Here is an 11,248-nt window from a genome sequence, read left to right as displayed (position 1 = left end):
GGAGACCTCCCGCACGAAGCGAGCCAGATGATCTTGTTGAAGCCGAGGCCGACACCTTTCTCCGAGGAGTCCAGTACAGGCCGGCGCGACCGTAAGATTTCGTTTTGAGAGACTGCTTCGGAGCAATGTGTACGGCAGCTTCGGGCCCGTACCGGCTGTACACAGGTGCTCCATAGCCGCTGTACACATGACGCGCACCCGGCCAACGCATGGTGCCGCGGTTCAATGGGGGGCGTCACACGCCGCTTCGGTGCAGCGTGGGCGGCTGGCCGAAATGGCGCTGGAACGCGCGCGAGAAGGCGGCAATGCTGGCATAGCCCGCCGCCGCCGCGACGTCGAGCGCCGACAGCTCTCGTGCAACCGGATGCCCCCGAGTCGGGCGGGCGATGCTATTCCTCGTCGTGCACCCGGTACTGGCTCACCAGCGTCTGCTGGACCGCCGGCGGCACGGCTTCGTAGTGCGACAGCGCAATGGTGTAGCGGCCCTGGCCGCTGGTCATTGCATTGAGCCGCGACTGGTAGCTCGCCAGCTCGGCCTCGGGCACCTGCCCGCCGATGGCCACGGTGCCGCCTCCCAGGCCCGAGGTGCCGGTAACCAGGCCGCGCCGCGCCGACAGGTCGCTCGTGACGTCGCCCACGGCATGCTCGGGCACGGCGATCTCGACCTGCACGATCGGCTCGAGCACCACCGGCCGGGCTTCGCGGATCGCGGCCATGAAGGCTTTGCGGCCCGCGGTCGCGAAGGCGATGTCCTTGCTGTCGACGCTGTGGTGCTTGCCGTCGTACACCACCACGCGCACGTCGACCACGGGGTAGCCCGCGATCGCGCCGTACGCCAGCACCTCGCGCACGCCCTTCTCCACCGCGGGGATGAACTGGCCCGGGATCGCCCCTCCCCTGACTTCGTCGGCAAACTGAAAACCCGCGCCGCGCGCGAGCGGCTCGATGCGCAGGAAGACCTCGGCGAACTGGCCGGCGCCGCCGGTCTGCTTCTTGTGGCGGTGGTGGCCCTCGGCCGGCGCGCTCACTGTCTCACGGTAGGCGATGCGCGGTGGCCGCGTCTGGACCTCGAAGCGGTACACCTCGCGCAGGCGTTCGAGCACGATGCGCAGGTGCAGCTCGCCAAGCCCGTAGAGCACCGTCTCGTTGGTCGCGGCCACATGCTCGATGCGCAGGCACGGGTCCTCGGCCGCGAGCTTGCCGAGGATCTCCCAGGCGCGCTGCTCGTCGCCATGGCGCTTGGGCTCCACGGCCAGGCCGTGCACCGGCACCGGGAACGGCAGTGGCGCAAGGTGCACGTGGGCGTCTTCCGCCGCGTCGTGCAGCACGGCATCGAAATGGATCTCCTCGACTTTGGCCACCGCCACGATGTCGCCCGGCACCGCGTGCGACACCTCGACATGGTCCTTGCCCTGGAGCATGAACAGGTGCCCCACCTTGAAGGGCTTGCGGCCGTCGCCGATGTAGAGCTGGCTGTCGCGCGTGACCGTGCCCTGGTGCACGCGGAAGATGCCCATCTTGCCGACATAGGGGTCGACCGTGACCTTGAACACGTGCGCCAGCACGTGCAGCGATGGGTCGGGGCTGGCCTCCATGGGCTTGGCCTCTGCGCCCTCGCCCATGATGAAGTCCGGCGGGTTGGCCTCGGTCGGGTCGGGCAGCAGCTTGACGATCACGTCCAGCAACTCGGCCACGCCGGCGCCGCTGCGCGACGAGACGAAGCACACCGGGATCAGGTGGCCTTCGCGCAGTGCCTGCTCGAGCGGGGCGTGCAGCTCGGCCGGGTCCACGTCGCCTTCCTCGAGGTAGCGGTCGACGAAGGCCGCATCGACCTCGACCACCTGCTCCACCAGCGCGCGGTGCGCCGCCTCGACCGGGCCGAAGTCGGACTGCCCGAAGCGGTTGAAGAAGCAATCCACCACCTGGCGGCCGACGCCGTCGGGCAGGTTCAGCGGCAGGCATTCGCGGCCGAAGGTGGCCTGGATGTCGGCCAGCAGGCCCGCCAGCGAGACGCCCTGCGAGTCGATCTTATTGACGATGATCATGCGGGCCAGGTGGCGCGAGGCCGCGTACTCCATCATGCGCACCGCCATCGGCTCGATGCCGGTGGCGGCGTTGATGACCACCGCCGCTGTCTCGACTGCCTCCAGCGCCGGCAGGCTCTGGCCGAGGAAGTCAGGCCCGCCGGGCGTGTCGATCAGGTGGATGCGCGTGCCGGCATGCGTGAGGTGCATCACCGATGCGTTGAGCGAGTGCTGCATGCGGCGCTCGAGCGGGTCGTGATCGCTGACGGTGCTGCCGCGCTCGATGCTGCCGCACGCCGCGATGGCGCCCGCCTTGTACAGCAGGTTCTCGGCCAGCGAGCTCTTGCCGGCGGCCGCGGCGCCCACCAGCGCCAGCGTTCGCACGGCCTGCATTTCGGCCGCAAGGCCGTTCGATCGGCTTGGCATGGCATGCACTCCTTACGCGCCCGCAAGGCCGGCCCGGCGGCCCGCCAGGGCTCGGGTGCTGCGCGTGGACGCCAGGCCAGCGTACGGGATTGGCCGTGCCGACGCAAGCGGGTGGCTGCCCGGGGCCTACTTCGAACGCCCGTCGAAATGCTGCACCGGCACCGCATCGAGGTCGATGCCCTCGAGGCTGCGGATGTTGATGGCCGCCATCCTGTTGCCCTTGGGATCGGTGCCCTCGCCAAAGACATGAATGCCGCAGACCGCGCAGAAGCGATGCGAGATCACATGCTTGTTGAACATGTAGGTGCTGATGTCCCCGGGCGGCGTCTTCAGCCTGAGCCGGTCGTGCGGCACGAACCACAGCAGCGATCCCCTGCGCTGGCACATCGAGCAGTTGCATGCCATCGCCCCCTGGATCTCGCCCTCGCCTTCGATCCCGACCTCGAAGGCGATCCGGCCACAGTGGCAGCTGCCTTGGTAATTCGTCGTCATCGGCCCTCCGAAGAGAAGTTGTGCGGGCCGCAGTTTAGGCCGGGGGCGCAGCCATGTCTGCACGGCTTCGGCATGGAGCCGCCGGCGCGGGGCCGGACGAGCGCGCCTACACGGACGGCCGCGTCGCCGTCAGCCCGGTGGGCGGGCCGTCGATCGCGGTCCAGCCGCCATCCACCGACAGCGAACTGCCCGTGATGTAGCTGGCCGCGTCGGACGCGAGAAAGGCCACCGCCGAACCCACTTCCGACGGCTGCCCCCAGCGATTGAAGACCGTGTGGGCCGCATAGGTGTCGTAAATGGCCGGGCGCTCCTTGAGCGGTGCGGTCAGCCTGGTCTCGATGATGCTGGGCATGACTGCGTTGACGCGCACGCCGTAGCTGCCCACCTCCGACGCGAAGCCCTTGACCATCTGCGCGATGCCGGCCTTGGTGGCCGCATAGATCCCGAGGCCGGGCTCGATCGTCACCGCGCGCATCGACGAGCACAGGATGAGGCTGCCGCTTCCCTGCTTCATCATCGGCGCGCCGAAGCGGCGCATGAAATGAAAGGCACCCTTGAGGTTCAGGTTCACGACCTGGTCGAACTCTTCGTCCGTGTAGTCGACGATGAGCTTGCGGATGTTGAGCGCCGGCGTTGCCACGGCAACGTCGATGCGCCCGCGCACCGCCAGCGTGTGCGCAGCCAAGGCCGCGATGTCCGCGCCGCTGGCCGCGTCGGTGCTGCGCCATTCGGCCGAGCCCGTGCCCGATTGCGTGATCTGCTCGGCCGTGGACTTTGCGCCGTCGGCGTCGCGGTCCGCGCATACGACGTGCGCACCGAGCGCGCCCAATGCATGGGCCGACGCCTGGCCGATGCCCGACGCCGCGCCCAGCACCACGGCCGTCTTGCCGCTCAGATCGAAGAGTTGGCGGTAGTTCTGCATGTTGGATCTCCGTGGATCAGGAAGTGTAGGAATTCAGGGAAGCATCCAGGCCAGCGGGCCTGCCTGCAAGTAGACCAGCGTGGAAAGCGCCAGCAGCAACAGCAGGCTCCAGCCGATCACCTTGCGGAAGATCGCGCCCTCCTGCCCGATGATGCCGACCGCGGCCGCGCCGACGGCCAGGCTCTGCGGCGAGATCATCTTGCCGAGCACGCCGCCGGATGCGTTGGCCGCGGCCAGCAATGCGGGGCGGATGCCGGTCTCGTTGGCCGCGGCGACCTGCAGCGCGCCGAACAGCGCGTTGGAGGAATTGTCCGACCCCGTCACGGCCACGCCGATCCAGCCGATCACCGGCGAGAGGAAGGCGAAGGCCGGGCCGGTCTGCGCCATCCAGCGGCCGAGCGTGATCGTCTGGCCGGAGTAGTTCATCACGAAGGCCAGGGCCAGCACGCACAGCACGGTGGGAATGGCCCAGCGCAGCTGCCTGAGCGTGGCGCCATAGGTGCGCACGGCCGCGGCGGGCCGCACGCGCAGCAGCATCGCCGACAGCAGCCCCGCCACGAAAAGAAGCGTGCCGGTCGCCGACAGCGAATTGAGTGTGAAGACCGAGGACACGGGCTTGCCCGCCGCATTGACGATATCCACCCCTGGCCACGGGAAGCGCAGGGTGCCTGCCGAGAGCCATTGCTGCACGCCCTTGATCTGCGCCAGGGAGAAGATGGCAATGATCAGGATGTAGGGTGCGTAGGCGATCCATACAGCGCGTGCGTCGTGCCGCGCCACCGCCAGCTGCGACGGCTCCACGTCTTCGATGCGCCCGGGCTGCACCGGCTGCCACACGCGCAGGAACAGCATGAGCGCGCCGGCCGAGCCAAGGGCACCAAACACGTCCGCCAGCTCAACCGAAATGTGGTTGGCGGCAATCCACTGCGCCGCGCCGAACGCAAGACCCGCGACCACCGCGGCAGGCCAGGTCTGGCGAATGCCGCGCCTGCCGTCGAGCAGGCCGACGAGGATCAGCGGCACGAAGGCCGCCAGGATCGGCGTCTGGCGCCCGACGATCGCACCCAGCAGGCCGAAGGGTTCGCCCGACACCTGCGCCAGCGTGACGATCGGCACCGCGAGCGCACCGAAGGCGACGGGCGCCGTGTTGGCCACCAGCGCCAGCACCGCAGCCTTCATCGGCTTGATGCCGATGGCCAGCAGCATGGCGCCCGAGATGGCGATGGGCGTTCCGGCGCCGGCCAGGGCTTCGATCAGCGCGCCGAAGTTGTAGGCGATGATGATCGACTGGATGCGCGGGTCGGGGCTGATGCGCGCGAAGCTGTCCTTGAGCACCGCGAAATGGCCCGACTGCACGGTCAGGTTGTAGAGCCAGATCGCATTCACGATGATCCACAGCACCGTCAGCACGCTGAAGGCCGCGCCGTAGAGGCCGACGTTGAGCGTCGTGGCCCAAGGCATGCGGTAGGCGAACACCGCCACCAGAACGCAGATGGCGAGCGACACGAAGGCCGCGATGTGCGGCGCGACGCGCAGCCAGCCCAGCATGACGAACATGGTAAGAAGCGGCAGCGCGGCCAGCGCCGACGACAGCAGCAGGGACCCGCCGACCGGGTCGTAGATCTGTTGATACAAGGGATGTCTCCAAGGGTCTTGTGGCGGCGCGGCCGTCTTTGCGGCTGCCGGGGCTGCGCGTGCGCGCAGCAGCGCGATGTCAGGGTTTGAAGAAGGACGTCGGCACCATCAGCCTCGTCTCCTGCGAAACGAGGTAGGCGGCCGCCGCGCTCTTCTCGAGGTAGCTCGCCCAAGCCGGATCGCGCTGCATCGCGGCGCGCTTGCTCGCGCGATCCGCCGCGTCGGCAAAAACCCAGATGTGCGTGTAGCTGTTGACGTTGCCGGTCTCGGTCTGCAGATAGGCCAGCGGTTCGCCGAGGTGGCGGCGCTGGATGTCGAAGCCGTGCTCGGCATACAGCGCCAGGTGGCGCTTCAGGGTGCCGGCGCGGCAGGTGTAGGTGCGTACGTCGTAGAGCATGTGTTTTCCGTTTCTTTGCGGTTCTTTGCGGTTCAGGAGGGTTCTTTCATTCAGTCCACGGTCGCGCCGGAACGCTCGACCAGTGCGCCCCAGCGCTTCACTTCCTGTACGACGAAGGGCTGGAAGGCTTCGTGCGTGTCGCCGATGGCGTCGGCGCCGAGTTCCTTGAGGCGCGCCTGCACGGCCGGGTCGGCCACCGCCTGCGCGATCGACGCGGACAGCCGGGCCACCACCGGCGCCGGCGTGCCGGCCGGCGCGAAGAGGCCGAACCACGAGCGCGCGTCCATCTGCGGATAGCCGGCCTCGGCGAAGGTCGGCACCTCGGGCAGGTTGGCACGGCGGGCCTTGCCAGTCAGCGCCAGCGGCCGCAGCTTGCCGGCCTGCACCTGCGACAGCACCTCGGGCAGGTTGGCGAACATCGCCTGCACCTGGCCGCCGATCAGGTCGGTCTGGGCCAGCGCGCCGCCCTTGTAGGGCACATGCAGCATGCGCGTGCCCACCAGGGTGTTGAACTGCTCGCCCGCCAGGTGCGCCGCGGTGCCGGTACCGCCCGAAGCGAAGTTGAGCCGGTCGCCCTGCCCTTTCGCGTAGGCCGCGAACTCGGCCGCGCTGCGTGCCGGCACGCCCGGGTTCACCACCAGCACCAGCGGCACCGACGCCAGGTTCGACAGCGCCGCAAAGTCCTTCGTCAGGCTGTAGTCGAGCTTGCGGTAGAGCGTCTGGTTGATCGCGTGGCTCGAGGTCGCCATCAGGATCGTGTAGCCGTCGGGCGCGGCGCGGGCCACGGCCACGGCGCCGATGTTTCCGTTGGCCCCGGCCTTGTTGTCGACCACCACGGGCTGGCCGAGTTGGTCCGACATCTTCTGTCCCACCACGCGGGCGATCACGTCGGTGGCACCGCCGGCGGCAAAGGGCACCACGATCCGGATCGGGCGTGTCGGAAAGTCGGCCTGGCCTTGCGCATGGGCCTGCACGAGCGCGCAGGCGCCCAGTGCCGCCAGGGCCGAGGCCCGCAGCAGTTTGTTCATGTCTATGTCTCCTTTTTGGGGTCGCGAAAAATCGGTCAGGAGGCAGCGCGCAGTGCCTTCTCGCGCAGCTCGCTCAGGGTGGCGCGCGGCGTCAGGATCTCGGGCTCGATCGCGAGCTCGATGAGCGCGCTGCCGCCTGCGCCGAGCGCGCGCTGCAGCGCGGGAGCGAAGTCGTCGCTGCGCTCCACCCGCTCGGCATGCAGCCCGAAGGACTGCGCATAGCGCACGAAGTCGGGGTTGCACAGGTCGGTGCCGATCGGCCGGCCGGGGTAGTTCACTTCCTGGTGCATGCGGATCGTGCCGTACATGCTGTTGTTGAACACGATGAAGAGGATCGAGAGCGCATGGCGCCTGACGGTCGCGAGTTCCTGCGAGGTCATCAAAAAGCAGCCGTCGCCCGCCAGGCAGACCACCTGGCGCGACGGATGCTGCAGCTTGGCGGCAATGGCGGCCGGAACCCCGTAGCCCATCGCGCCGCTGGTGGGCGCGAGCTGGGTGTTCGGCCGCGAGAACGGGTAGTAGCGGTGCGCCCAGGCGCTGTAGTTGCCCGCGCCGTTGGTGAGAATGGCATCGGGCTCGAGCGTGCTGCTCAAAGTCTGGATCACTCGGGCGGGGTCGAGCTTGGCCTCGCGCGTCGAGGGTGCGACATGGCGCTCATAGCTTGCGCGCAGCTGGCCGAGCCATGCGCGCCAGGGCGCCGGGTCGGCCGGCGGCATGGCGGCGGCGGCCTGCGCGAACGGCCCCGGGCTGCTCAGGATCTTGAGCACGGGCTGGTACACGCGCCCGAGCTCCTCGGCCGAGGGCAGCACGTGCACCAGCTGCTGGCGCGGCACCGGCACCTCGAGCAGCGTGTAGCCGCTCGTGACGATCTCGCCCAGCCGCGTTCCCACCGCGACCAGCAGGTCGGCTTCGCGCACCGCGCGAGCCAGCTCGGGATTGATGCCGATGCCGACCTCCCCCACGTACTGCGGATGGCGGTTGTCGAACAGGTCCTGCCGACGGAAGGCGCAGGCCACGGGCAGCGCGTTCTGTACGGCAAAGCGCTCGATCGCCTCGCGGCCTGCCGCACTCCAGCCGGGGCCGCCGAGCAGCAGCAGCGGCTGCTTCGCCGCGGCAAGATGATCGCGCAGGCGCAGCATCGCGTCTGGGGCGGGATGCGCCTGCGGCACTTCCACGCGCGGCGCCGCAACGGGAAAGGCGGAATCGGTCAGCATGTCCTCGGGCAGCGCGAGCACCACGGGGCCGGGGCGCCCGGACATCGCCACCGAACAGGCACGTGCCATGAATTCGGGGATGCGTGCGACGTCGTCGATCTGCGCCACCCACTTCACGAAGGGGCCGAACATGCGCCGGTAGTCGATCTCCTGGAAGGCCTCGCGCTCGATCATGTCGCGCCCGACCTGGCCGATCAGCAGGATCATCGGCGTGGAGTCCTGGAAGGCGGTGTGCACGCCGATGCTCGCGTTGGTGGCACCGGGTCCGCGCGTGACCATGCAGATGCCGGGCCGGCCGGTGAGCTTGCCCTGGGCCTCGGCCATGAAGGCGGCCGCGCCCTCGTGGCGACACACCACGACACGCAGGGCGTCCTGCTGCGCATGCAGCGCATTGAGCACGTCGAGGTAGCTTTCGCCGGGCACGCAGAACACGGTGTCAGCGCCTTGCGCGAGCAGCGCGTCAACGATCAGCTGGCCGCCGGTGCGCAGTTTGGGGGAATCATTCATCGCCAGCCATCGGGCCACCATTGCGGCGGCGGAGTTGAGATGGATGGACTTTAGGCAGCCGAACGCCCGGAGCGGTAGGACGATTGCGAGCTCGTCTTGTACTTTTCGACGGCCCGCACTAGGGGCTTACGCCAGCTAGCGGGGCGTGCCGTAGCGCTTCTTGAACTCGCCGGGTGTCAGCTGCGTGCGCTTCTTGAAGAAGCGGCTGAAGTAGGCGTGGTCTTCGAAATGCAGATGGAACGCGATCTCGGCCACGCCCATGTCGGTGTTGCACAGCAGCCGCTTGGCCTCGAGCACCAGTCGCTCGTGAACCAGTTCGCCCGCGGTCTTGCCGAGCGTGCGCTTGACGGCGTCGTTGAGCTGGCGCTCCGTGACATGCAGCCGCTGCGCGTAGTCGCGCAGCGGGCCGAAGTCGAGGTAGTGCTGGTCGATCAGGAGCTTGAAGCGCTTGGCCAGCGAGTAGCTTTGCGGCGAGGCGCCGTCGGCCGCACGCGCCGGATAGAGCCGCCGCAACCGGGTCAGCAAAACGAGCAGGTAGGAACGCACGATGTCCAGCCGCGCCTCCGCCCGCCCGAGCATCTCGCTTTCCATTTCGAGCAGCAGCGGCAGCAGCTCGTCGTGCTGCGCTTGAGCAAGGTAGAGCACGGGGGGGTCCGACGCGATGTGGAAGAACGGGTACTTCGCGATGTCGTCCGAGCGCGGAAACATCTGCACGAAGAACTCGGTGCTGAAGTTGATGACGAAGCCCTTGGGCTGCACGGTCGAGGCCCAGGCGTGCAGCTGGCCGGGCGAGACGAAGAACACGGTGTTGGCGCGCGCCTCGAAGGTTTCGAAGTCGAGCAGGTGCGTGCCCGCGGCCTCGCTCATCCACAGCAGGTGGTAGTAGTTGTGGCGGTGCGGGAAGCCGCGCGGGATGTCCGGGCGGTCTTCGAGCCGCACCAGGTCGAAATGGAATGCGCCTGCCTCGCCGCTGAAGTCGGAACTGTCGAAGACAGGAAAATCGGCGGGAGGCGGCGTGTACACGAGCGGGCTTGCGATGGCAGATCGAAGCCATCGATTATCGGACAGCACCCAGCGCATGGCACCCCGCTCAGCCGCCGATCGAATCAATCCTGCGACTTGTAGGCCGCCAGGAACGCGTCGGAAGACACCTGATCGGCCAGGGCCCGGAGGCTCGCCGCCGAGGCAGGGCCCAGCACGGCCTCCACGCGGTCGTTGGCCGCGGCCCAGCGCACCGCCGCTTCTGACAAACGGGCCTTGCCCAGCGGAGTGAGCACGCCGTGCTTGGTGCGCCGGTCCTTGGCGTCCGCACGCAACTCGACGAAGCCGTCGCGCACCAGCGGCCTGAGCGCGTGGGTCAGCGCCGACAGCTGGATGGCGAGCCGGGCTGCCAGGTCCTGCAGCGTCGGTCCTTGCGGGGCGGCCACCGTGAGCTTGTCTATTTCCGCGATGAGCGCGAGCTGCGTGGCCTTGAGGTCCAGCGGCGCCAGCGCTTCGTCATACAGCTGGCCGAGCCGGCGGGCGGCAAGGCGCAGCGCCGTGTTCGTGCAGACACGCCCGCCCAGCAAGCCCGGCACGTCCGCGGCCGGCTTGTCCAGGCTGTTCTTCGCGTCGACGGCTTTGGTGTTGATTCCCATGTTTTGATAATGGTTGAGTGCTGTACCAACGGCAGCCGGGGGCGGATCGCTCCTACATTTGAGCCCTCAACTTTTTTGGTTGAGCCCTCAATTTTATTCGAAAGCCATCCATGACACATCCCAGCTCCAGGAAAGTCGCTCTTGTCACCGGGGCTTCCTCCGGCATCGGCGCCGTCTATGCGGACCGCCTCGCCGCGCGCGGCTACGACCTCATTCTTGTCGCCCGGCGCGCCGACCGCCTCGAAGCCCTCTGCGCACAGGTCTCGAAGGCGCACGGCATCCAGGCCGAGCCGGTCACCGCCGACCTGACCCAGGACGAGGACCTGGCGCGGATCGAGACGATCCTGTCCACCCGTGCCGACCTGCGCGTGCTGGTGAACAACGCCGGCATTGCGCGGCTGGGACCGGTGGCCCAGAGGTCCGCGGGCGACGCGCTGTCGCAGATCACCCTCAACGTCACGGCGCTGACGCGCCTGACCCAGGCGGTGGTGCCGGCCTTCATCGCAAGAAACGACGGGGTGATCATCAACATCGCTTCGGTGCTCGGCATCCATGCGCTGCCCATCAGCGCCGTCTACAGCGGCACCAAGGCCTTCGTAATGCAATACAGCCGAGGCCTGCAGGAAGAGCTGGCCGGCACCGGCGTGAAGGTCCAGCTGGTCCTGCCGGCCTCGACGGCCACCGAGATCTGGGATCTGTCGGGCGTCCCGCTGGCGGCTCTCAACAAGGACGCCTTGATGACGACCGAGCACATGGTCGATGCGGCGCTCGCGGGATGGGACCAGGGCGAAGCGGTCACGTGGCCGTCGGTCGCCGATGCAACGCTGTGGGAGAAGTACGAAGCGGCGCGCTCCGCGCTGTTCGCCGCCACCCAGGTGGGAACGCCGGCCCCGCGCTACTGGGTCGGTTGAGCCCCTGCAGATCGACGCCATCCCCTCATTTTTTTCGCTCCTCTTTTCCTCAGGA

At 68.3% G+C, this 11,248-nt stretch carries 10 protein-coding genes; 1 reads left to right on the top strand and 9 read right to left on the bottom strand.

Going from position 1 to position 11,248, the window contains the following annotated elements; translation table 11 throughout:
- Window positions 1–389: 389 nt before the first annotated feature.
- The 9 genes from fusA to EJO66_RS22855 all read right to left on the bottom strand — a co-directional run bounded on the left by fusA (window position 390) and on the right by EJO66_RS22855 (window position 10,282).
- Window positions 390–2,450, bottom strand: a complete 2,061-nt coding sequence (gene fusA / locus EJO66_RS22895) for an elongation factor G (RefSeq protein WP_125966250.1) — start codon at window positions 2,448–2,450, stop codon at window positions 390–392.
- A 126-nt stretch (window positions 2,451–2,576) separates the two neighbouring features.
- Window positions 2,577–2,942, bottom strand: a complete 366-nt coding sequence (locus tag EJO66_RS22890; protein WP_124962189.1) for a GFA family protein — start codon at window positions 2,940–2,942, stop codon at window positions 2,577–2,579.
- A 106-nt stretch (window positions 2,943–3,048) separates the two neighbouring features.
- Entirely contained in the window at window positions 3,049–3,864 is an 816-nt protein-coding gene (locus tag EJO66_RS22885; RefSeq protein ID WP_124962190.1) for an SDR family NAD(P)-dependent oxidoreductase, read from the bottom strand.
- A 33-nt stretch (window positions 3,865–3,897) separates the two neighbouring features.
- Entirely contained in the window at window positions 3,898–5,499 is a 1,602-nt protein-coding gene (locus tag EJO66_RS22880; protein ID WP_125966248.1) for an L-lactate permease, read from the bottom strand.
- Between the two features lie 79 nt (window positions 5,500–5,578).
- The gene (locus EJO66_RS22875; RefSeq protein ID WP_124962192.1) at window positions 5,579–5,896 is read right to left on the bottom strand and encodes an NIPSNAP family protein; all 318 of its coding nucleotides are present in this window, start codon (window positions 5,894–5,896) and stop codon (window positions 5,579–5,581) included.
- Window positions 5,897–5,946: 50 nt separating this feature from the next.
- Entirely contained in the window at window positions 5,947–6,924 is a 978-nt protein-coding gene (locus EJO66_RS22870; protein ID WP_124962193.1) for a Bug family tripartite tricarboxylate transporter substrate binding protein, read from the bottom strand.
- Window positions 6,925–6,959: 35 nt separating this feature from the next.
- A complete protein-coding gene (locus EJO66_RS22865) occupies window positions 6,960–8,645 on the bottom strand; it encodes a thiamine pyrophosphate-binding protein (RefSeq protein ID WP_223262509.1) in 1,686 nt (561 codons plus the stop codon).
- A 135-nt stretch (window positions 8,646–8,780) separates the two neighbouring features.
- Complete coding sequence (locus tag EJO66_RS22860) at window positions 8,781–9,668, bottom strand: helix-turn-helix domain-containing protein (RefSeq protein ID WP_124962195.1); 888 nt, start codon at window positions 9,666–9,668, stop codon at window positions 8,781–8,783.
- 83 nt (window positions 9,669–9,751) lie between these two features.
- Complete coding sequence (locus EJO66_RS22855; RefSeq protein ID WP_124962196.1) at window positions 9,752–10,282, bottom strand: MarR family winged helix-turn-helix transcriptional regulator; 531 nt, start codon at window positions 10,280–10,282, stop codon at window positions 9,752–9,754.
- Between the two features lie 110 nt (window positions 10,283–10,392).
- Here EJO66_RS22855 and EJO66_RS22850 point away from each other — a divergent pair, with 110 nt between their 5' ends.
- A complete protein-coding gene (locus EJO66_RS22850; protein ID WP_124962197.1) occupies window positions 10,393–11,193 on the top strand; it encodes an SDR family NAD(P)-dependent oxidoreductase in 801 nt (266 codons plus the stop codon).
- Window positions 11,194–11,248 lie beyond the last annotated feature (55 nt).

It is taken from the genome of Variovorax beijingensis (assembly GCF_003951285.1).
In the GTDB taxonomy this organism is placed as follows: domain Bacteria; phylum Pseudomonadota; class Gammaproteobacteria; order Burkholderiales; family Burkholderiaceae_C; genus Variovorax; species Variovorax beijingensis.
Note: the sequence above shows the minus strand (reverse complement) of the source record. Positions and strands in the feature narration are given on the sequence as shown.

Coding starts and splice junctions, on each gene's coding strand:
- fusA (WP_125966250.1), bottom strand. CDS start 2,450: ATGCCAAGCCGATCGAACGGCCTTGCGGCCGAAATGCAGGCCGTGCGA.
- EJO66_RS22890 (WP_124962189.1), bottom strand. CDS start 2,942: ATGACGACGAATTACCAAGGCAGCTGCCACTGTGGCCGGATCGCCTTC.
- EJO66_RS22885 (WP_124962190.1), bottom strand. CDS start 3,864: ATGCAGAACTACCGCCAACTCTTCGATCTGAGCGGCAAGACGGCCGTG.
- EJO66_RS22875 (WP_124962192.1), bottom strand. CDS start 5,896: ATGCTCTACGACGTACGCACCTACACCTGCCGCGCCGGCACCCTGAAG.
- EJO66_RS22870 (WP_124962193.1), bottom strand. CDS start 6,924: ATGAACAAACTGCTGCGGGCCTCGGCCCTGGCGGCACTGGGCGCCTGC.
- EJO66_RS22865 (WP_223262509.1), bottom strand. CDS start 8,645: ATGAATGATTCCCCCAAACTGCGCACCGGCGGCCAGCTGATCGTTGAC.
- EJO66_RS22855 (WP_124962196.1), bottom strand. CDS start 10,282: ATGGGAATCAACACCAAAGCCGTCGACGCGAAGAACAGCCTGGACAAG.
- EJO66_RS22850 (WP_124962197.1), top strand. CDS start 10,393: ATGACACATCCCAGCTCCAGGAAAGTCGCTCTTGTCACCGGGGCTTCC.